The following is a 21,186-nucleotide window of genomic DNA, read 5'->3' as shown; positions in this document are numbered from 1 at the left end:
ATGGCTTTTCCCTCTAATCCTTTCTCCAGCGCGGCAAAGGCAGATCATTCCTCGTTCGCCGCCTCCTTCCGGCTTTTTCGCCGGTTGCTTACCCTGAACAACGCGGTGTTGGAAAAGATCGGCCGCATGGAAGGGGCCCTGGCCGGAGAATATGTCTTTGACCGGAAATTTTTAAGCGAGGCGGTGGCCGGGTTGAACGAGCTGGTGCGGGAAGTGGTCTCCTGCCTGGGCAGCCTGACCAGCAACCGCTACCTTGTCCTGTACGACTGCTACGAAGAGATCGCCGGCAAACTTTCCGGCCTGGCCCTGGAATATGCCGGTCCGTATGACTCTCATCGGACCTTGACCTATGATCTGCTCAACAGCGATTTCGAGGAGCTGGTGGGGAGCAAAAACGCCACCTTGAGCGAGATTCGCAACCGGCTGCATCTTAGGACCCCGGATGGTTTTGCCATCACCGTTGCCGCCTACCGCGAATTCATGGAGGCAAACGACCTTTTTGCCCGGATCGACGCCATCCGCGCTGCGCCGGGCAGCAGCCGCAAGCACAGCGAACGCATCGCGGGATCGCTGCGGCAGGCCCGCTTTCCGGAACAGTTGGTGGCGGCGGTGCAAGACGAGCTGGCCCAACTGCTCAAGCGGGCTGGGGGGGCGGTGCCCCTGGCAGTCCGCTCAAGCGGGATGGGCGAGGATGCCGCAACCCGCAGCTTTGCCGGGCAATTCCATTCGGTGCTCGAGGTGCGGCCCGATCTGACTTCGGTGCTCGACGCCTACCGGCGGGTGATCGGATCGCGCTTTTCCGTCGCGGCCCTGGAGTATCTCGGGTCAACGACCGGCAGCAGGGAAGTCCCCATGGCAGCCGGGGTGCAGCCGATGATCACCTCCCGCGTCGCGGGGGTAACTTACAGCCGCGACCCGGAAGCACCCGAGAAGAACCAACTGCTCATCACTTCCCTGCGCGGCGCGGCCCATGATCTGGTGTCCGGGCACAGACAGGCCGACCGGTTTGTCATGAGCCGGACCTGGCCTTTCACGCCGCTGACCAGCGAAATCGTCATGCCGGATTCATTTTTAGCCGCCAGGGAAGCGTTCGATCTGCTACCCAGCGGTCTGCGGCGCGGCTCGGCAACCCTCGCGCCCAAGGAGCTTTCCAGGCTTGCCGAGCAGGCCCTGTTGCTGGAAAAAACCTTTGGCGAGCCCCAGGATATCGAGTGGGCCTTGGAAGACGAGCCGGTGATCCTGCAAAGCCGTCCCCTGTCCTTGCCCGCCAAACCGCCGCCGCTTCCCGGCGAGCTGGCCGCCGAGCTGGCCGCGGCCATCCCGTTGATGTCTGGCAAAGGGCAGGTCGCCCACCTGGGCATTGCCGCGGGAAGAGTGGTGCATGTCGATCAGAACACCGACCCGGAACAGTTTCCGGTGGGGGCCATCGCCGTGGCCCGTTTCCCCAGCCCGCAACTGAGTCCCATTGTCTGGCGGGCCGCCGCTATCATCACCGAAATCGGCGGCCCCACCGGACATCTGGCCACCATTGCCCGGGAATACCGGACTCCGGCCCTGTTTGGAACCGGCGAGGCGGTAAAGCTTCTCGCCGAGGGGGCGGAGGTTACGGTGGATGTGGAAAACAAGCAGGTTTACCAGGGGATCATCGCAGGGCTGGTACGCTTGCATGATGCTGAACAGGATGACTACCGCAGTTCGCAGGAGCTCCGGATTCTCCGCCGCATCCTGCGTTGGGTGGCCCCCATCACCCTGGCCGATCCGACCTCCGTTGACTTCAAGGCGGAAAACTGCCAGACCTTCCACGATATCCTCCGTTTTGCCCATGAAAAGGCCATTGACGCGCTGATTCATTTTCATGCCGAGCAGAGCGGCTCCCAAGAGGAACTGAGCCGGCCGGTGCAACTGCCGATCCCGCTTAAATTGCGGGTCATCGACCTGGGCTCGGGATTCAAGCCGGAAGTGCCCAGCAGTGGAGCAATCGGCATGGAGATGCTGAACAGCCGGCCGCTGATCGCCATTCTTCAGGGGTTTCTCAAGGAGGATCAGGCTGCCAGGGAGCCGGTGGTGCTGGGACTCAGGGATATTCTCTCCGGGATCGGCAAGCCGCTGGCCCTGCTCACCGGCCCGGCCTATCCCGGGGACAACCTGGGGATCATTGCCGAGCATTACTGTAATCTCTGCCTGCGTCTGGGGTATCATCTCAACGTGGTGGACGCCTACATGTCGCCGGACCCGGACAACAACTACATCTACTTCCGTTTTGCCGGCGGGATGGCGGAGAAGGCCAAACGCGAGTGGCGGGCCCGGTTGATCAGCGCCATTCTCTCCGGCCTCTATTTCAAGGTGGAGCGCACCGGCGACCTGGTGATCGCCAAGGCCAGGAACCTTGATGTCCCGAGGATGGAGCGGGTGCTGGTCCGGCTGGGCGAGCTGATCTCCTTCACCCGTCAGCTTGACGTGCGGATGCGCGACGAGGCGGCCATCGAAGAGTTTTTTCAGCGTTTTCTCGTAAGCATCAGGCAGGAGCAGGCAGGGGAGGAGGGGTAGGTGCGCCGCTGGTTCAGCCAAAAAATCGCCAAGTTGCGGGAGGTTCGCCAGCAGCGGAAAACGGATTCGCAACACCTGCTCAAGGCGCGCTACCATGTGTTCCGTTCTCTTCTTGCCGGCAACAACCGGGCCGTGGATTGCCTCACCGAGATCAGCATCCATTTGCGGATGCAGGGGGACCCCGCAGGCCTTACGAAGCTTGTCCTCCGGCTCGTCGAGGAAACCGCCGAGATGGTCGCCCAACTGGAAACCCTGGCCGGCAGCCGCTACAGGGGGCTGTTTGCCGTTCATCAGGCAATCGCCAAACGCGTTCAGGATACGCTCGCCCGTCTTGCCTCACCCGAAAATCGTCCCTGCGTCTTGCCGCTGGCCCAAATCCACGGCGGCCTCAAGGGCCAAACCGGCAATAAGGCCGCGGCCCTGGCGGAATTGCGCAAGAATGGCCTGCCCGTGCCGGACGGCTTTGTGGTTACCCTGGCAGGCTGCCGCTTTTTTCTCGAACACACCGGACTCTCCCTGGAATTGGTCCATCTTCTGGCCACCCACGGCGCGGATAAAGAAAAGCATGTTTCCGGTGCCATTGCCGCCAAGGTGCAAGGTTTGATCACCCAGGCGTCGATCCCTCCGGCCCTGGCCGAGGAAATCACGGCGGCGGCCCGCACATTCCTTGAAAACGGCAAACCGTTGGCGGTGCGCAGCAGCAGCATCAGCGAGGACGGCGGCCGCCATTCCTTTGCCGGACAATTCAGCTCGGTGCTCAATGTCCGCGATGAGGCGCAGTTTCTCACGGCATTCAAAGAGGTGGTGGCCAGTAATTTCAACGCCCGCAGCCTTGCCTACCGGCTCAACGCCGGGCTGGACCCCCTGCGTTTTGACATGGCGGTGCTGTGCCTGGAGATGGTGGAGGCCAGGGCGGCAGGCGTGCTGCTGACCCGCTCTCCCCAAGAGCCGGAAAGCGGGTTGATGCTGGTCAGCGCGGTGCCCGGCTTGGGCGAGGCCGCGGTTTCCGGCAGCGCTGCCGCGGATCTCTATCTGGTCGGCGCGGACGGCAAGGTGGATTGGGAGCGTTCCACCATCGCCAGCAAGGAACGCCTGCTGGTCTGCGAGGAAGCGGGCGGCGTGGCCTGGCGCGAGCTTGGGCCGGAGGCCCGCCTACAGCCGGTGCTCAGCGAGGCGGAACTGCAGGCCCTGGCCGGGTGGGGCAGGGAACTGGAAAGGCGCGAGGGTCTTCCCCTGGACCTGGAATGGGCGGTGGACCGGACAGGGGCGGTGGTCATTCTCCAGGTGCGGCCCATGACCACCATGGGCCTTCCGGCTACGGACGACCGGCGGGAAGTGTCCCCGGTTCTGGCGCAAGGGGTAAGAGCCTCGGGGGGAAGGGCTGCCGGCCGGGTCCTGGTGGTGAAAGGGAGAAAGGATTTCGAGAACATCCCCCAGGAACCGGTGGTCCTGGTCATGCAGCAGAGTTTTGTCGAAGCGGTCAACCTCCTGGGCCAGGTGGCGGCGGTGCTGGTGGAGTTGGGCAGCCCGGCCGATCATCTGGCCTGCGTGGCCCGTGAACAGCAAACTCCGATGGTGTGCGGCGTGCACGATGGTTCCACTCTCTTGCCTGACGGGCAGTGGATCACCGTGGACGGCAACCAGGGCAGGGTGTGCGAGGCCAGCCCCGAAGAGATCAGCGCCGCGGAGAAGGCGTGGCAACATGGCCCGCCCGGTGTCCGCAGGATGCGGGTGCCCTTGCCGCCGCTGCATCGGGAGCTGCAGGAACTGGTTACGGTGCTCCACCTCACCGATGCCTACGGCCCCACCTTTTCCATTGTCGAATGCAAATCGCTCCATGATATCGTCCGCTTTGTCCATGAAAAAGCGGTGTTGTCCATGTTCCATGCCGGAGACGAGATGCTGGAGGAAAACCTCGGCGTGGTGCATGCCATCGATTCGCCGGTGCCTTTCTTTGTCAGCGTCATCGATATGGGCGGAGGAGTGGTTGTGACCGGACCAAAACGCCGGAGAATTCCGCCGGAAGCGGTGGTTTCCCACCCCTTTCAGGCGCTGTGGCAGGGGATCACCACCCCTGGCCTGCATTGGGGGCCGCCGCCCGGCGGGACGCCCATGGGCTCGGTGATGTCCTCCTTTATTACCGACCAGAAGTCGGAGCGGCCCATCGGCATGCCCAATTACGCCATGGTCAGCCGCGATTACTGCAACATGAATGCGCGCATGGATTTTCACTTCATCATGATCGACGCGGTTGCTTCCCCGGAGCCGCGCAGCAACCATATCAAGTTCCGCTTCAAGGGCGGCGGTACCTCTCTTACACGGCGGCGGCGGCGCGCCCTGTGCATCGGCGAGATCTTCGAGCACTATGGCTTTTCCGTGAATGTCAAAGAGGATCTGGTCAACGCCTCGCTACAGGGGGCGGCCAGGGAGGCCATCGAGGAAAAGCTGGTGATGGTTGGCAGGATTCTGGGCTTTACCAGGCTGCTGGATGCGGCCATGGGCGACGATGCGATGATCGGCAGGGTGGCTCGTGCTTTTATGGAAGGCAATTATGCACTGTCCGGGCTGATGGACAAAGAATAAGTTGTGCGGGCGGTTATATGAGAACAGGATTGATGCGAGGGTTGGATAAATATCAAGCGCTGGCAGGGCTTGGAGAGCGGTATGGCTGTTCATGGGTGGAGTATCAGGAATCGGTGACCGGCCCCCAGCTTCTTTTGTGGAAACTGGATATGGCGCAGCTTCGGGCGGAAGGCTGGTTTCCGCGTGCCGTTGATGAGGGCAGGGCCACGGTGATCACCACCGAGCCAAGTGCCGCACTGGCCGCCAAGGTCTGCAAGACCCTCGGCGTGCAGGAGATCGAGTTCCAGGTCACCCTGCCCGACGACCTCATGCGCATCCTTGAGCACAATCAGGATCTTAACCCCAACTTTCCCTCCACGGGGGGAAGAACTCCGCTGGCCAAGGTTCGCACCTATCTGGCAGGCCGCCGTTCCCTGTTCGCCCATTACCGGACCTTGCTGGCCAAGAGCCGTACCGGCCTTGCCTTTATCCGCACCGGTCTTTCCTTTATTACCATTGCTTTGCTCTTTTTCAGGCTGGTGGGGGCCGGGTATTACCTCTTTATGGAGGTGCCCCTTTTGATCAGCGGGATCATCATGGCGTATGACGGGCTCAAATGGTATCTGCCTGCCCGGGCTATTTACGCGACGCTTCCTCCTTGTGTCGATAGCGGTGCCACTGGCGGAACTACTGTTCTTGAGACATGTGACGAATACCTTGCCCCGGAGTTTCGTCGCAGCGATCCAGTGGTGGGAGCCAAGGCACAACGGGACAAATGGACCAGTATGTCTCCGGTGATGCGGCGTCGCTTTCTGGCCAGTGATCGCACTGACCTGGCGGAAGAGCGGACGGTGCTCGCCTGTTTCCGGACCAGGATGGCCAAGGTCCGTACCGGTCTTGCATTCACCCGAACCGGCTTTGCTTTTGTCAGTCTCGGCCTTGGCATGTTGCGGCAGTTTCAGACCAGCCGCTGGCTTATCTTTGATCTCGGGCTCATCGGCATCGGCGCTGTTATGGCGTTGGAGGGATTTTTTTGGTATCTGCGCGGCCGGAATGCAGGGGTGGAAGGGCTGGCCTCGGTGCGTCAAAAGGGCAGTATGTCCACTATTTGGGATTATTTTTTCCCCCACAGCCATGTTTTGCCCGGTGTCGTGAAAAATCCCATGGCCCTGCCAGTGAAGAGCTCCCATGCCCCGGGTATCTGGGCCACCACCGGGGTTGCGTTGGAGCGGACTGTGCTGGCTGAACGTCGTAACGTCATGGCCCGTCTGCGGACGGTCATGGCCCGAGCCCGTACCGGTTTCGCCTTTATCCGCACTGGCTTTAGCCTGTTTTCCATTGGGGTGGTATTTTTGCTCTTCTTTAAAGATACCGGCGGCACCGGTTGGGCGGTATTTAATTACTTGATGATAGTTTTAGGCCTTTTTCTTGTGGCAGATGGTTTTGCCTGGAGCGTTCCGGCCGAACGGACTCGCCGTCAATTTCCATACTGCTATGGTGATATGGAAATTACCATTCCCGATTACGGTATACCTGCACGATTCTGGAAAACCGTGGTGTTCAGCAATGACGAAGCCTAAGACGGAGATCTTGATGCAGCCTTATGCCGGAGTAATCATGTCCGGACCAGGGCTGCTTGAAGAGGCAGCCAAAGCGGCAGTGTTGCGAGGGGTGCCTGTATCCCGAATTCTGCATATCGAATATGGGGTGCCGCGGGAGAATTTGCTCGCTGCCCTGCGGGATTACTACCATTGCGCCGCCATTGAATACGACGAGCGTCTGCCCATCCCTCCCGAGTTGCTCAACGACCTGTCAACCAGTCAGATTGGGCAAAGCGATTGGTTTCCGGTGATCAAGGACGCCGACGGCACCATCGTCATTGCCGCCTGCGACCCATCGGATCCAGCCATGCGTTCGGAGGTGGAAAAGACTTTCGGCCCAGCGCCCTATGAGTTCCGGGTGGCTTTGCAAGACGATATTTCCTGGTATATTCAGGATTTTCTTCATGCCAAGCCTGGAGGGCTCATCGGTACCGAACGAACCGGGCTGGCCTTCTGGCGAAATACCATGGCCCAATGGCGGACCAGGCTGGCCTGCTATCGCACCGATCTGGCTCGGGCCCGCACCGCTTTGGCTTTTGTCCGGACCGGGCTCGCCCTCGCCGCCATTTCCCGCACCCTCTTGAGCAGCGAAGGGTATGCGGCTCATCCTTTTTTTGCCTATGGCGCCTTGACCGTCGGGTTGTTTTTTCTTGTGGTTTCCTTGCCCACCTATTTCCGGGTGCGGCGTTCGCGTCTGACTCCGCCCCGGGATCAGACCCTGGTGGAGGTGAGTGGTGCCACCTTGAGTTTTTTGGAGAATTACCAGAGTATTGAGCATGCCGAGTCGGAAAAACGGATCAAGGAAACCATGTTGGCGCGCTTAGGAGATCTGCTTGGCAATTACTGCACCATTTTGTACCCCTTGCCTGCCAGCCGGGAAAGGACCCACCTGGCGCGGGAACGGAACGTGCTCGCTGCCCAGCGCACCATCGCGGGCTGCTACCGGACCATCTACGCCCGGGCCCGAACCGGTCTGGCCTTTATCCGTACCGGCGTCTCCTTTATGAGTCTCGGTGTCGGGTTGATCGGCTATTTCGGCCTGGGCTTCAAAACCTTTTTTGATGGGATGCTGATCGTTATCGGTCTGTTGATGATCGTCGATGGAGGGCTCTGGTACCTGCCGGTTCGCAAGGAACAGGCGGAGTTGCCCAGAACACGAAGCGGTGTACTGGCGGGGTGAAGCGGCATGAAAATCGAACATAAGATCTATCTTTCCAACGCGGTCCATATCTTGCTCATCGTGCTGATCGGCATGTTTGCCTTGCAAAATCTCAACGAGATTCTGACCAAGTTCCGCTTTACCGTGATTGCCGAGGGGCTCAATGCCAACTTTCTTGAGATGCGGCTGGCCGAGAAAAACTATTTCCTCTACGGCGATAACGAGGCGTTGAGCAATATCAAGATTCGAATCGACCAGACCCGCGAGACCCTGCTGCAGGTACGGCCCGACATCATTCGGGCCGTGGGGGCGCAGAAGTATACGACCCTGCAGGATCAGCTTTACGCCTATGCGCAGTTGGTCGATTCGAGCAGCAAAGCCAGTCATCGGGACGGTGCGGTTCAGCAGAAGCTGCGGGAGGCGGGCCAGAGTCTCAAAACATTTTCTGAAAATATCACCGCCCTTGAGAGCGACCGGATCGGCGCGATCATTGTCCGCTCCAAGAATATCCTGCTCTATTCTTTCTGGGCGGTGGTGCTTTTCGCCTTTCTCTTCAGCAATCTCATTGTCCGAAACATCGGTCAGTCGCTGCGCAAGGTGGTCGATCTCACCCGGACCATATCCACGGGTAATTACCGCAAGATCGAGGAAAACCCCTCCAACGACGAGATCGGCGCGGTGATCAACGCCATCAACGCCATGGCCGAGGAGCTGCACAAACGAGAAAAAGAGATCGTCCAATCGAAAAGGCTCGCCTCCATCGGTGTGCTGGTGGCAGGCGTTGCTCACGAACTCAACAACCCGCTCAACAATATCTCCATGCTCGCCCAGACCTACGCGGAGGTGTACGATAGACTGAGCAAGGAGGATAGGATAACCTTCATGGAGCGGGTGGATGAGGAGGTCGAGCGGCTGCGAGTGATCATTCACAATCTGCTTGATTACGCCAAACCAAAGGAACAGCATCTGGCCAAAGCAACCACCAATCAGGTCATCCAGAAGATCCTGGCCCTGGTCCAGAATATGCTTGATGTCTCCAATATCAGGATCAAGCTCATCCTGGCCGACGATCTGCCCGATATCTACATCGATGAACACCAGATCCAACAGGTGCTGGTCAATATGGCCACCAACGCCATCCAGGCCATGGGCAAGGGTGGCGAACTGCGCATTGCCTCCCGTTATCTGCCGGACCATGACGAAATCGAGATCGAGATCGGCGACAACGGAAAAGGCATTGCCCCGGAGTTTCTCGACCACATCTTTGATCCGTTTTTTACCACCAAGGAAGAAAGCGGCACCGGCCTGGGCCTGTGGGTCAGCTACGGGATCATTAAGAACCACCAGGGAAACATCCGGGTGGCAAGCCAGGTCGGAGTCGGCACAACCTTTATCATAACACTGCCCAGTTGCAAAAAGTTAAAGAGGTGTACAGATGGCGAAGCATAGCATTATGGTCATTGATGATGAAAAAATCGTGGGGGATATGGCAAAACTCTCCTTCGAGCAAGACGGCTACGAGGTGGAGACCTTCCTCAATGGCGAGTCTGCCCTGGAACGTCTGAAGGAAAGGCGCTTCGACGTGGTGGTCACGGACTTGAAGATGAAGGGTGTGGACGGCCTTGAGGTGCTGCGCACCGTCAAGAAGCTGTACCCTGGGGTCAAGGTGATTATGATCACCGCCTTTGCCAACCTTGATGTGGCCATTGAGGCTTTGCGGGATGATGTGCACGATTTCTTCCCCAAGCCGGTCAAGATCAAGGAGCTGAAGGCTTCGGTCAAGAGAGCTCTTGGGGAGGAGTGAGCCCTGCCGGGTGATGCCCCGCGTAATCACTGACCATGAAAAAACCTTTTTTCCGCAGACTCAAAGAGGTGTTTGCCCCCGGGCAAACCGAAGCCTCCAGCGACCTGACCACGCATTTCCGCGACTTCCAGGCGGTGCTCGACGGCAACAACCGCGCCTTGGAAGCCATGACCGAGATGGGGGAAAAGCTCGGCGGCGAGTATCTCTTTGACGTCAATTACACCCGGAGCGCCTACGCCACTCTGTTTTCGGCAATCTCCGGGGCGCTCGACCATTTTAACTTGCTGACCGATGGCCAATACCCCCAGCTTGCTGGAACCCTGGCCCGTATCGACACCTTGGTGCAGCGGATGTTGCGCGGGGGTGCCTCCCTTTCCAGCCCCTTGGTGGTCTTTTATCCGGAAATCACCTGGGACCAGGCCGAGGAGGTGGGGGGTAAGAATTACCACCTGGCCGAATTGGCTAATGCCCTGCATCTCCGTATTCCCCATGCCTTTGCCATCACCACCACCGCCTTTACCGTTTTTTTGCACCATAACGGCTTGGAGGCGCGTCTTGCCGCGTTGGCCGAGGCCGATACCGCTACCCTTGCCGAGGTGCGCACCGCCATTCTCGCTGGCGGGTTTCCGGAGGATTTCAGCGCGGCGTTGGGTGCGGCTTTGGAAAAGCTGCGGGACCGGCTTGGCCACAACGCAACCTTGGCGGTGCGGAGCAGCGCCGAGGAGGAGGATGGAGAATATTCCTTTGCTGGCCAATTCGAGACGAGGCTCAATGTTCCCTGCACGGTAGAGGCCGTGCAATCCGCCTATAAGGAGGTGGTGGCCAGCCTTTTTCAGGCCAATGCCACCAGCTATCAGCGCCAGCTTGGCTATGATCTCGGGACGCTGAAGATGGCGGTGGGCTGCGTGGCCATGATCGACGCCAAGGCCAGCGGGGTTATTTATACAGCCGCGGCAGGCAAGGACAGGAGCAGGATGGCGATCAGCGCTGCCTGGGGGCTTGGGCCCGGCGTGGTCGACGGCCTGACCGATGCCGATCTCTACACCGTAGCCAAGGAGGAGATGCTCCGGGTCGTCGAGCGCCGCATCGGCGCCAAGGCGCGGATGGTGGTTAATCTTGGGGGCTCCGGTATTGCCACCGTGGAAACCCCGGCGGAACAACGGCCATTGGCGTGTCTCAGCGAGCCCCAAGTGCTGGAGCTTGGCAGACAGGCCCTAGCCATCGAAAAGTACTACAAAGGACCCCAGGATATCGAATGGGCCATGGATGCCCAGGATCGCTGCTATCTCCTCCAGGCCCGGGCCCTGCGGGTGGAAGATCCGGCCGAAACACCGGCAAGCGCTGACACATCCGCGGCGACCGGCTATCCGGTGCTGCTCCGCGATCAGGGAATCGTGGTGCAGCGGGGCGCAACCGCAGGCACGGTCTTTATTCTCCAGCATCTCGACGAACTGGAGAAGATTCCCAAAGGCAGCATCCTGGTGGCCAAGCACGATTCTCCCCATTTCGTGCAGGCTATTCCCATCCTGCACGCCATTATCACCGATATCGGCGTGCCCACCAGCCACATGGCCTCGATCTGCCGGGAATTCAACATCCCCACCGTAGTCAATACCGGTTCCGCCACCTCGGTGCTGCGTCACGGCCAGGCGATCACCCTGCAGGCGGGCGAGGGCAGCGAGGTTGTCGTGTATGAGGGGATCGTCCAGAGCTTGCTCCGGGAGGAGCGGCAAACCGCGGCCAAACTGCGGGAGCTGTATGAATTCCGGCGCCAGAAATATATCATGCGATATATTGCCCCGCTCCATCTGGTGAACTCCCTGGAGCAGGAATTCACCCCGGAAAAATGCAAAACCGTGCATGATCTTGTCCGCTTCATGCATGAGAAAGCGGTGCAGGCCCTGGTTGCCAATGCAGAAGGGCAAGGGAGGGGTTTCCATAGGTTTTTCGGCACCAAGACAGCCGTGCACCGGTTGGCTCTGCCGATCCCGGTCCAAATGCTGGTGATTGATCTGGGAGGCGGTCTGCGCAGCACAACCGGCCGCAAGGCACCGGGCTTTGACGAGGTGGCGTCCGTGCCCTTGCGGGCGGTGCTTGCCGGGATGCTTGCCCCAGGGGTCTGGCAGAATGAAGGGGTACCCCTGCGGGGGGCCGATCTGCTCTCCGGCATGACGCGGGCGGCGGATGTTCCCGGCGGTGCGGCCATTATGGAAAACGTGGCCTTGGCAAGCTCGGAATATGTGAACATGAGCCTGCGCTTCGGTTACCACTTTAATATGCTGGACTGCTATTGCAGCGACACCCCCCGCAACAACCACATCTATTTCCGTTTTGTGGGCGGGGCTGCGGCCATCACCAACCGTTCCCGCCGCATCCAGCTCATGGCCCAGGTGCTGGCGGAACAGGGCTTTGCCCTCAAGGCCAAGGGCGATCTGCTGGTCGGCCGCCTTTCCGGCTTGAACCGGCAGGAGATAGAAGGGATTCTCAATCAGTTGGGCCGGTTGATCGGCTTTACCCGGCAGCTCGATGCCCGTCTTGATTCCGACGAGATGGTGACCATCCTTGCCCGTCGCTTTGTACAGGGTGATTACCGGATCACCCCCTGAGCGGGGCAAAGCTCAGGCGGCGTGATGAAAGCGCAGCCCGGGCAGCTCCACGGCGGTGAGGAGATTGCCGTAGGCCGCGCCGGTGTCGATGCCGGTGCGGAAGGGCGTGAGCAGCGGGGTGGCAAAGGGGGTATGGCCGAAGATGACCCGTTTACCGTAATCCCGCTCCTCTGAAAGAAAAGGCTCCCGGACCTCGCAGAGATCGGAGATATCCTGCTCGGCCAGGGGCTGGCCGTGGCGCAGACCGGCATGCACGAAGATATATTTTTCCGTTTCCCAATAGGGCAGCAAAGAGAGCAGGAAATCCCGGTGCTCCGAAGGCATGAAATCGAGGGAGGTAAGTGCGGCGAGGCTTGCGCCGCCGTAGCTTTCCAGGGTGTTTTCCAGTCCGAGCCGCCGCAGGTAGGGGAGCAGCGCCTGGTCACTGGTCCGGTGGTATTCCAGCAGCAGATACTCGTGGTTTCCCATGAGCGAGACAATCCGTACTCCATCGGCGCGTAGTTGGCAGAGCTGGTCCAGCACTCCCTTGACATCGGGGCCGCGATCCAGGTAATCGCCCAGAAAAACCAGGGTGTCGTGCCCGCGCTCGAAGGGGAGACGCTTGAGCAGGTGTTCGAGCTTGGCGGCGCAGCCGTGGATATCGCCGATGGCAAAAATTTTTCCGGTCATGGGCGCTGTTTCTTGCAGTGGCATGAATATTCAGCTTCAGGCGCAGTTTTTGTACCAGAAAGACGCCGCCATGCCGTAGATGAAATTCAGGAGCAGCACGAGAAGCGGGGTCAGGAGCCCGGCCTTGAGCCCCATCAGGCCCAGGCCCATTTCCGGGAAGACCATGACCAGCATCATGGTGGTGGGGACCAGGCTCATGAGGATGCCGCGCAGGGCTGTTTTTTGCCGGTACAACGGCAGGATCAGCAGCATGGCCCATATTCCGCCCCAAACCAGCCGGGGATAGAGCCAGGAGGCGGTGAATTGCGGCCGCAATCCGACGCCGAGCCAGGCCGTAATCCCCACCTGGCCCAAAACCCAGATATTGACGCTGTCGATGAGTGCGCCGAGGGCTCCGCCGGTGAAGGCGCCGCTGATTTTACGTACCATGGGGGAGTTCCTTTGTGGATGGAGTTAGAAGCGTCCGCCTTGCAGGGTTTTTTTGTCATAGCCCCAGCCCCGGCAGGTGGGCAGGTCGATGAGGATGAAATCCGATTTTTCTTCCGCCTGCAGCATAAGGTTTTTTTCCAGGTCTATTCTGGCCTGATATTTTGGCAGCAACCGGGTCCGGTTGACCACCAGTTTTCCCGAGGTAAGATAGAGAAAAATGCGGCGGTCTTCCGTGGTCTCGTAGCTGATGGCCCGGCCGGGATCGAGCTCCCCACGGTAGATGGTGGCGGAGCTGTGAAAGCGCACCACATTTTTGTGGCGCTGGCCCGAGGCCAGGGGCAGCAGTTGGTTGCGCCACTCTTCTTTTTTGAAACTGCGCTGGTCATAGGTCGGGCGCAGACCGTGTTTGTCCGGATAGATCCAGATCTGATAAAAATGGGCCGGCGCCTTGCCGCTGTTGTATTCCGAATGGCTAAGGCCGGTGCCCGCGGACATGCGCTGAACATCGCCGGCCTTGATGACGCTGGTGTTGTTCATGCTGTCCTTGTGGGTGATCTCACCGTCAAGGACAATGGTGATGATCTCCATTTCCTCATGGGGATGGGTGGGGAAACCCGTGCCGGGCACCACCACGTCATCGTTGAATACCCGCAAGGGGCCGAACTGGATGTTGTCCGGCGTGTAGTAGTCGGCAAAGGAAAAGAGCCAGTAGGTTTTGAGCCAGCCGAAGTCAGTGAAATGGCGGCCATCCCCGTCAATGGTTGCAATCATCTTTCCCCCAGTGTCTTGCACACGCGTCTGTTGTTCATGCCTTCCGGCACCAGGCAAGAAATATGGGATACCTCCGCATTGCGCTGTTTTCCCCTGGCTTTTCAATGGTGTGAATCTCTTGCACGCCGATGTCCTGGCCGCCGTTTCTTGCCAGGATGTCCCGGACCGTATCCGGGTTGATGCCGTGGTGGGCCACGCCGCTGTTGTCTTCATGGAAGGAGCCGTCTTCCGTGATCAGATCGGCAACGGCCAGATAGCCCCCGGGTTTCAGGGCCGCGAAAAACCGGTGCAACAGTGGCTCGATCTCCGGGATATGGTGCAGGGTCATGCTGCTCAGCACCAGGTCGAAATTCTCAACGGGCAAAGGGTGTCTGGTCAGATCATGGACGCGGGTTTCGATGTTGGTGATCCCTTCTTCCGCGGCTTTTCGGCCAAGGACCTCCAGCATCCCCGGCGAGGTGTCGACGGCCACGATGGCGGCGACATGCGGGCTTATGGTTCTGGCGACCATGCCGGTTCCGCAGCCGTATTCGAGAACCCGCATGGCGGGGGCTAAGGGGATCGCTTGCCGGATGGCCTCGGCCACCTTGCGGGCCAGGGCGACGCGCTGGGGTTTTTCTTCCCATGCCGCGGCGGCGTCATCGAAGCGTTTTACGTTGTCGGCACGGAGGTGTTTCGGGGCAAGGGCCATTGGCGGGTATTCCTCTAGGTTGCTGTATTGACGTGGGCTGGCGGACGAACCGGTTGCCCTCGCTTGATCAGGTTGCAAAGTAATCATTGTTTGAGATCTCGGCCAGCTTTTTTCCGTTCGGGGGAAAACTGGGGTGGTGGTGGCAGCGGAAAAAACGTACAATGGCATAATGCGACAGGGCACTCACGGACAAAGAACACAAGGCGCTTGGGCAAAGAAATAGCATGAAAGAGATCGATCACTCCACTCTGCTGGCGATTCATCCTTTAACCTATCAGGGGGAGCAGGCTCTTCCGGGCCGGTGGTCCGCGTTTTTCAAGGCCTTGCGCAACCTCCTGGTTCAGGTGGGGATCGAAGCTCCGGACAGCAGCGAGGATCTCCTGCTTGTCTATTATGATGAGCCATTCGCCGCCCTGAGCACCTTTTTCGAAAACCTGCAATCCCTCAAAAAGCAGCAGTGGCAACCCCAAATGGGCGCGGTTCCCATTCAGGTTATCGTGCATCTGCACCGGAGAAAAGATCCGCCCGTTGATTTTGGCGAGGCCACTGCCTCGGTCTGGGGGGTGTTGCAGCCGGAAACCCTGTATGTGACCCGGGCGTTGAAGCTGCAATGGAATCTTCTTTTTGCCGGCAAAAAAATGCCTGCCCATCAATTCACGGATGCCGGAGACGGGTTGTTTCAGTTGAGCTTTTCCGGCGATCTCAGCGAATTGAAGCGGGAACGCCTTTTTACCGGCCGATTCCTCGCGGCCAAGGGAGCGAGTTCGGAGTGTTTTTATTGCGGCATGGCCAATCACGCTCCGGCTCATTGCCCCAGTAAACAGTTGACCATGGAAACCCGGGGCCTGGACCGGGTTGGCTACCTCTCTTTCGCAAAGATCGACACCCTGTTTAAGCAGGTCATGGCCGAGCAGAAAAAGATGGCGGAACTGTTGGCCACCAATATCGATGGCGCCCAGATCCGCAACGATCCCGCCTTGCAGGTCTATGTCGCGTATTTCGACATGTATCTTATTTATCAGCCTCGTTTCCTGAGTTATGCCGCTTTTTCCCTGTTGTCCTCCTGGGACGGCATCGGGAAAATAGACCGGGTAAAGGTTGACAGCCGAAACCTGCATTCCGGCTTTGATTGCCTGCGGGTCGGCAAGTACAAGCAGGCCCTTGATTTCTTGAAGGCGGAAAGCCAGGCCTTGGGAGGAAAGCAGTTCTACGCCACCCTTGGCTTGGCTTTCATTGCTTTGGAGCGGGGCCGGATGGGGGATGTGGCCCATTTTCTGCAAATAGCAAACAGTACGGCCGGCACGGAAAAAGAGAAAATCTACATCAGCCTCCTTACCGCCAGATTTCACAGGCTGGCTGGCCACCCTTGGAAGGCGGAGCAACTTATCAGCTCGGTGGCCAATCTCTATGTCGATTGTGCGGAGGTCCAATACAGTCTCATTCAGACCAGGGTTCATGAGGGTCAGGGGCAGCAGCAGATGCAACTGCTGCGCAAGCTGGCCTCGGGGGATCGCCGGTATTTCATGATCGCCCTCATGGACCCGGCCATGCTGCCGGCCAACACCATGGTGGAGAACGTTCTTTCCGGGCTGTATGATCAGAAAAACAAGGAGGCCGGGGAAAACCTGGCCGATGCGAAGGAGGCTTTCGCAGAGTTGCAGGCCTGGTTCGGCGGGGAAGAAGACGAGGAGATGCAGAATCATCTCTCGGTGCTGGCCAATCTGGAAGAACAGTTCCGGCGTCGCGCCGTCTATGATGTTCTTGATATCGCGGACCGGGCCAAATCCTTGAGCATGGTCTGTCCCCGCCTGCGCGAGGCAAGGCTTGAAGAGCTGAATGTCCGGGTGGATGCGGCTGCCTTGACCTGGTCGGAGTACAATACTTTCTGGCAGGAATATCCCTATAAGTCTTTTTTCAGTGATTTTAAAACGCTCCTTTTTGCCGGCAAAAGAAAGTTTGTCGAAGCCAGAAGCATTGCCGGCGAAAGTCTGGCAACGGCCAAGGCGCGGCTGCAGGCAGGCAAGGAGGAGGTCGATCTCCTGACGGGGTTGGTTGACCGCATGTTGAAGTTGAAAATTGCCCTGGACACCCTGTCGATGTTTTTCAAAAAACTGGTTGTGGCGGAGATGGTATTCAGCGGGCTTGCCTTTGTGCTGCTGCCGCTTGTCACCATCGGGCTTTCGGGCGTGCTCGACCCTGAAATCCTCCGGATGGTGAAAAATCCCCAGTTCCAGAAAGCCACCATGGTTGTGTTGACCCTGTTCATGGCGCCGTTTCTTGCCCTGGCGCTTACCATCCGTTCGATGTCCGAACAGTGATGGGTTTCATAGGATTTTTTTGCGCGGCAAGGGGGATTCAATGGCAGCCAACATGACCATGCAGACCTTTATCGACCAGCAGCAGGCCCTGGGCAAAAAGCCCAACCGGCTTGTCAGTGAAAAAAGTCCCTATCTCCTCCAGCATGCCTTCAATCCCGTGGCCTGGTATCCCTGGGGAGAGGAATCCTTTGCCTTGGCGTGCACGGAAAATAAGCCGATTTTTCTCTCCATCGGCTATTCCACCTGCCACTGGTGCCATGTCATGGCCCATGAATCCTTTGAAAACCCGGAGACAGCGCGGATTCTCAACAAGGATTTCATCTGCGTCAAGGTGGACCGGGAGGAACGCCCCGACCTTGACCAGATTTACATGGCAGCGGTGCAGGCTTTAACCGGGCATGGCGGCTGGCCCATGTCGGTGTTTCTTACCCCCGATCTGCGCCCTTTTTATGGGGGCACCTATTTTCCGCCCGAGGGAAGGCACGGACTGCCCGGCTTTGCCGAGGTCCTCGCGGCGGTGCATGATGCCTGGGGCAACCGGCCCGGGAAGGTTCTGGAGTCGGCGGCCAATATTACCGAGCATCTCCGCCGCAAGGGCGAGGATGGCCGGGCGGAAAAAATCGATCCAGAGGCGTGCGCCAAGGGTTTCCGACAGCTTGCCGCGGAGTACGATGCCGAGTTCGGCGGCTTCGGCCTGGCGCCCAAGTTTCCCCGGCCCGTGGTTTTCAATTTTTTGCTGCGCCATGGCGCGCGCACCGGTGAGTCCCAGGCCGTGAACATGACCTATGTCACCCTGCGCAAGATGGCGGCGGGCGGGATGTACGATCATCTCGGCGGCGGCTTTCACCGGTATTCGGTGGATGCGCAGTGGCGGGTGCCCCATTTTGAAAAGATGCTCTACGACCAGGCCCAACTCGCGGTTGCGTATCTCGAAGCCTTCCAATCGGGGCAAGATCCTTTTTATGCCAATGTTGCCCAGGATATTCTTGACTATGTCTTGAGGGATATGACCAGCCCGGAAGGGGGCTTTTATTCGGCGGAGGATGCCGACAGCATCCAGGCCGGAAACCCCGAGGTGCATGGCGAGGGCTTGTTTTATCTCTGGACCGGAGAGGAGATTCTCGCCGTTCTCGGCAAGGAGCATGGCGAAATCTTCTCCTTCCATTACGGCGTGCTTGAGGCGGGCAACGCGCTTGACGACCCCCATGCTGAATTCGCCGGTAAAAATATCCTCCATGTCGCCCATCCCCTTGCCGAAACTTCACGCCGTTTCCGCCTCCCGGAGGAGGAGTTGTCCCGCCTGTTGGAACGCAGCAGGGAAAAACTGTTCACAGTGCGGGCGCAGCGGCCAAGGCCGCATCTCGACGACAAGATCATCACTTCCTGGAATGGGCACATGATCAGCGCCCTTGCCCGGGCAGCCCAGGTGCTGGGCGAGAAGCGCTACCTTGCCGCGGCGGAACGGGCCGCAACCTTTATCCGGGCCAGACTGTATGACCTGGCTACCCACGCGCTTTTGCGGCGTTACCGGGATGGGGAGGGTGGCCTTGCCGGGCAGCTCGACGACTATGCCTTTCTGGTCAACGGTCTTCTCGACCTCTATGAGGCATCCTTCGATATCGCTTGGCTGCAAATGGCCATGGCCTTGACGGAAAGCCAGATTGCCCTGTTTGGCGACGAGGTCCGGGGCGGATTTTTCGAGACCAGCGGCTCGGATGGTTCCGTGCTGGTCCGCCTCAAGGGTGATTATGACGGGGCCGAGCCCACGGGCAATTCAATGAGCGCGCTCAATCTCCTCCGGCTTGGCTGGATAACCGGCAATGCAGAGTGGCTCAAACGGGCCGACGCGACCATCGAGGCCTTTGGCGGGCAGTTGAATGAGTATCCTTCCATGCTGCCGCAGATGCTGGTGGCCCATGATGTGCAGAAAAATAAGCCTCGGCAGTTCCTGGTTGTCGGCAAACTTAATCGGCCAGACACCGAGATCATGCTCGCCATGATCCGCAAACGCTTTTTGCCCGGCAAGATCGTCTTGCTGGCCCATGGAGGGGAGGATCATTTTCTCAGGCAATACCAGCCGATTTTGGCGGATCTTGATCCCCGGGAAAATAGAAGCACGGTGTATCTCTGTGAAAATTTCAACTGCCAACTGCCAATCTCCGATGTGGCTGAATTGGCAAAAAGGCTCGATGCCATGGAATGCACGCCGTAATCCTGCCGGAACCGTAGAACGAGGAAATAACTCCAACCCTATGCCCGAGGGATTTTCTCCGGTTCGGCAACCCTGCGAAAATCCTTCTGTTTTTCTTGACTTTTTTTTAGGCTCACGCCTAATAATGGTGTAGGATATGAGACAGATGCCCTTTTGTCAGGGCTTTCATCACGGATGAACAGGGCGTTCCGTTTTTTTTTGATGTTTGAACGAGACTTGACAGGGAAATTATGAAGGCTGAATATCTGAATCCTTTTGTGCATGCCACCAAAAATGTTCTGGAGACCATGGCTCAGACCAAATTGACCGGGCAGAAGCCGTATCTCAAGGAAGGCGTGTCCACCTACGGCGATGTGACCGGCATTATCGGCATGGCCTCCGAGAGTGTCGAAGGCAGCATGACCATCAGCTTTCCGTCCGCCTGTATCCTGCAAATCGTTTCCCGCATGCTCATGGAAGAGCCCAAGGCAACCATTGACCATGACATTGTCGATGCGGTGGGTGAGATCACCAACATGATCTGCGGCGGCGCCAAGGCGGAATTCGGCAAGCTGGGGATGAGTTTCAACCTTGCCACCCCGACCATGGTCACCGGCAAGGGGGTGGAAATCCACCATCACTCCGATGTGCCGATTATTGTTCTCCCGTTTCAGACAGACTGCGGCACCTTTGTCCTGGAGGCCAATCTCGCCAGTAAATAAGGGCTAGGTGAAAGGTGAAGGGCTAGGTGAAAGGTAAAAGGTAAAAGGTAAAAGGTAAAAAGGGGGCAGCAATTTTTTTATTCCTGTGCCGAAAAATCCTTGCCGAAGGAAGAGGAAAAAGTTTCCTTTAGCCTTTAGCCTTTAGCCTTTAGCCTTTAGCCTTTAGCCTTTAGCCTTTAGCCTTTAGCCTTTAGCCTTTAGCCTTTAGCCTATTTTTTCAAAATATCCTCAAGCGCTGATTGCAGTGATGGAAAGCGGAAAGAAAATCCATTCGCCGTCAGCACTCCCGGCATCATCCTGCACCCCTCAAGCACCACCGAACTCATTTCCCCTAGAACAAGGCGAACGGCAAGGCCGGGAACCCCCAAAAAAGTTGGCCGGTGCAGCACTGTGCCCAGGATCCGGGTGAATTCACCATTGCGCACCGGAGCGGGCGCGCTCAAGTTTACCGGGCCGGCAATTTCGCTGTGTTTCATGCAAAAAAGGATGGCGCTGGTGAGGTCGTCCAGGTGAATCCAGGGAAACCACTGACGCCCATGCCCCAGTTTCCCCGCCACCCCGAGGCGAAAAGCGGGCAGCATCTTGGCCAGGGCGCCGCCGTTTTTGCCCAGCACGACACCGATGCGCATGGAGATCACCCTGGCCTTGCCTTGCGCCCTGTTTGCTTCTTCTTCCCACCTCTTGCAAACCGAGGCGAGAAAGTCGCCGCCCGGCAAACCATCTTCGTATTTTTCTTCATCGCCGCACAAGCCGTAGAACCCCGAGGCGCTGGTGTTGATCAAAGTGACGGGCGAGGCGGGATGATCCGGAAGGGCCTCAACAATGTTTTTGGTCGCGGCAATCCGGCTGTGCAGGATCATCTCCTTTGCCGCCGGAGTCCAGCGGGTGAAGATGCTTGTGCCGGTGAGGTTGATGACCACGTCCTGCCCGGCCAGTTCCTCTTGCCAGGGGCCGGGGACGAGCGGCGAACCGGAAACCACCCGGATGCGCGGGGCGAGATCGCCCAGTTTTTTCGGGCTTCTGGCCAGGGCGGTCACCGCATGCCCTCCCTGCAAAAGTTTTCGAATGAGGGCTTGCCCCAGGAAACCCGTGCCGCCTGCGATGAAGATTTTCATG

At 58.7% G+C, this 21,186-nt stretch carries 15 protein-coding genes; 10 read left to right on the top strand and 5 right to left on the bottom strand.

What is annotated here, in order from left to right; all coding sequences use genetic code 11:
* The 7 genes from MWR57_RS06245 to MWR57_RS06215 are packed head-to-tail and all read left to right on the top strand — an operon-like array spanning position 1 to position 12,279.
* Positions 1-2,547 (top strand): PEP/pyruvate-binding domain-containing protein, encoded by a 2,547-nt coding sequence (locus MWR57_RS06245; protein ID WP_423123941.1) that lies wholly within the window; start codon positions 1-3, stop codon positions 2,545-2,547.
* Positions 2,548-5,130, top strand: a complete 2,583-nt coding sequence (locus MWR57_RS06240; RefSeq protein ID WP_423123940.1) for a PEP/pyruvate-binding domain-containing protein — start codon at positions 2,548-2,550, stop codon at positions 5,128-5,130.
* 32 nt (positions 5,131-5,162) lie between these two features.
* Entirely contained in the window at positions 5,163-6,689 is a 1,527-nt protein-coding gene (locus MWR57_RS06235; protein ID WP_423123939.1) for a DUF202 domain-containing protein, read from the top strand.
* Positions 6,676-7,890 carry a GspE/PulE/PilB domain-containing protein gene (locus MWR57_RS06230; RefSeq protein ID WP_423123938.1) on the top strand — a complete coding sequence of 405 codons (1,215 nt, stop codon included), beginning with the start codon at positions 6,676-6,678 and terminating at the stop codon, positions 7,888-7,890. Before MWR57_RS06235 ends, MWR57_RS06230 begins: the two co-directional genes overlap by 14 nt.
* A 6-nt stretch (positions 7,891-7,896) precedes the next feature.
* On the top strand, positions 7,897-9,318 hold the full coding sequence (locus MWR57_RS06225) for a sensor histidine kinase (RefSeq protein WP_423123937.1): 1,422 nt from the start codon (positions 7,897-7,899) through the stop codon (positions 9,316-9,318).
* Positions 9,305-9,673, top strand: a complete 369-nt coding sequence (locus MWR57_RS06220) for a response regulator (protein WP_423123936.1) — start codon at positions 9,305-9,307, stop codon at positions 9,671-9,673. Before MWR57_RS06225 ends, MWR57_RS06220 begins: the two co-directional genes overlap by 14 nt.
* Before the next feature lie 35 nt (positions 9,674-9,708).
* Positions 9,709-12,279 carry a PEP/pyruvate-binding domain-containing protein gene (locus tag MWR57_RS06215; RefSeq protein ID WP_423123935.1) on the top strand — a complete coding sequence of 857 codons (2,571 nt, stop codon included), beginning with the start codon at positions 9,709-9,711 and terminating at the stop codon, positions 12,277-12,279.
* A gap of 12 nt (positions 12,280-12,291) precedes the next feature.
* On the opposite strand, the gene MWR57_RS06210 is transcribed toward MWR57_RS06215, so the two are convergent.
* The 4 genes from MWR57_RS06210 to MWR57_RS06195 are packed head-to-tail and all read right to left on the bottom strand — an operon-like array spanning position 12,292 to position 14,839.
* Entirely contained in the window at positions 12,292-12,948 is a 657-nt protein-coding gene (locus MWR57_RS06210) for a metallophosphoesterase (RefSeq protein WP_423123934.1), read from the bottom strand.
* A gap of 36 nt (positions 12,949-12,984) precedes the next feature.
* The gene (locus MWR57_RS06205; protein WP_423123933.1) at positions 12,985-13,377 is read right to left on the bottom strand and encodes a hypothetical protein; all 393 of its coding nucleotides are present in this window, start codon (positions 13,375-13,377) and stop codon (positions 12,985-12,987) included.
* Positions 13,378-13,401: 24 nt separating this feature from the next.
* Complete coding sequence (locus MWR57_RS06200) at positions 13,402-14,148, bottom strand: pirin family protein (RefSeq protein WP_423123932.1); 747 nt, start codon at positions 14,146-14,148, stop codon at positions 13,402-13,404.
* Between the two features lie 34 nt (positions 14,149-14,182).
* Entirely contained in the window at positions 14,183-14,839 is a 657-nt protein-coding gene (locus tag MWR57_RS06195) for a class I SAM-dependent methyltransferase (protein ID WP_423123931.1), read from the bottom strand.
* Between the two features lie 224 nt (positions 14,840-15,063).
* Here MWR57_RS06195 and MWR57_RS06190 point away from each other — a divergent pair, with 224 nt between their 5' ends.
* The 3 genes from MWR57_RS06190 (at position 15,064) to MWR57_RS06180 (ending at position 20,070) form a co-directional block, all read left to right on the top strand.
* The gene (locus tag MWR57_RS06190; protein WP_423123930.1) at positions 15,064-17,157 is read left to right on the top strand and encodes a hypothetical protein; all 2,094 of its coding nucleotides are present in this window, start codon (positions 15,064-15,066) and stop codon (positions 17,155-17,157) included.
* A gap of 40 nt (positions 17,158-17,197) precedes the next feature.
* On the top strand, positions 17,198-19,369 hold the full coding sequence (locus MWR57_RS06185; protein WP_423123929.1) for a thioredoxin domain-containing protein: 2,172 nt from the start codon (positions 17,198-17,200) through the stop codon (positions 19,367-19,369).
* A gap of 287 nt (positions 19,370-19,656) precedes the next feature.
* Positions 19,657-20,070, top strand: coding sequence for a chemotaxis protein CheX (locus MWR57_RS06180; protein WP_423123928.1), 414 nt, complete (start codon positions 19,657-19,659; stop codon positions 20,068-20,070).
* Positions 20,071-20,279: 209 nt separating this feature from the next.
* Here the strand turns inward: MWR57_RS06180 and MWR57_RS06175 are convergent, their stop codons facing one another.
* The gene (locus MWR57_RS06175; RefSeq protein WP_423123927.1) at positions 20,280-21,185 is read right to left on the bottom strand and encodes a TIGR01777 family oxidoreductase; all 906 of its coding nucleotides are present in this window, start codon (positions 21,183-21,185) and stop codon (positions 20,280-20,282) included.
* Position 21,186: the final 1 nt, after the last annotated feature.

Origin of the sequence: Hydrosulfovibrio ferrireducens (assembly GCF_046883345.1) — a bacterium.
GTDB lineage: Bacteria > Desulfobacterota > Desulfobulbia > Desulfobulbales > Desulfurivibrionaceae > Thiovibrio > Thiovibrio ferrireducens.
This window is presented reverse-complemented; position numbering and strand designations above follow the sequence as displayed.

Coding starts and splice junctions, on each gene's coding strand:
- MWR57_RS06245 (WP_423123941.1), top strand. CDS start 1: ATGGCTTTTCCCTCTAATCCTTTCTCCAGCGCGGCAAAGGCAGATCAT.
- MWR57_RS06235 (WP_423123939.1), top strand. CDS start 5,163: ATGCGAGGGTTGGATAAATATCAAGCGCTGGCAGGGCTTGGAGAGCGG.
- MWR57_RS06230 (WP_423123938.1), top strand. CDS start 6,676: ATGACGAAGCCTAAGACGGAGATCTTGATGCAGCCTTATGCCGGAGTA.
- MWR57_RS06225 (WP_423123937.1), top strand. CDS start 7,897: ATGAAAATCGAACATAAGATCTATCTTTCCAACGCGGTCCATATCTTG.
- MWR57_RS06220 (WP_423123936.1), top strand. CDS start 9,305: ATGGCGAAGCATAGCATTATGGTCATTGATGATGAAAAAATCGTGGGG.
- MWR57_RS06215 (WP_423123935.1), top strand. CDS start 9,709: ATGAAAAAACCTTTTTTCCGCAGACTCAAAGAGGTGTTTGCCCCCGGG.
- MWR57_RS06210 (WP_423123934.1), bottom strand. CDS start 12,948: ATGACCGGAAAAATTTTTGCCATCGGCGATATCCACGGCTGCGCCGCC.
- MWR57_RS06205 (WP_423123933.1), bottom strand. CDS start 13,377: ATGGTACGTAAAATCAGCGGCGCCTTCACCGGCGGAGCCCTCGGCGCA.
- MWR57_RS06200 (WP_423123932.1), bottom strand. CDS start 14,148: ATGATTGCAACCATTGACGGGGATGGCCGCCATTTCACTGACTTCGGC.
- MWR57_RS06195 (WP_423123931.1), bottom strand. CDS start 14,839: ATGGCCCTTGCCCCGAAACACCTCCGTGCCGACAACGTAAAACGCTTC.
- MWR57_RS06190 (WP_423123930.1), top strand. CDS start 15,064: ATGAAAGAGATCGATCACTCCACTCTGCTGGCGATTCATCCTTTAACC.
- MWR57_RS06185 (WP_423123929.1), top strand. CDS start 17,198: ATGGCAGCCAACATGACCATGCAGACCTTTATCGACCAGCAGCAGGCC.
- MWR57_RS06180 (WP_423123928.1), top strand. CDS start 19,657: ATGGCTCAGACCAAATTGACCGGGCAGAAGCCGTATCTCAAGGAAGGC.
- MWR57_RS06175 (WP_423123927.1), bottom strand. CDS start 21,185: ATGAAAATCTTCATCGCAGGCGGCACGGGTTTCCTGGGGCAAGCCCTC.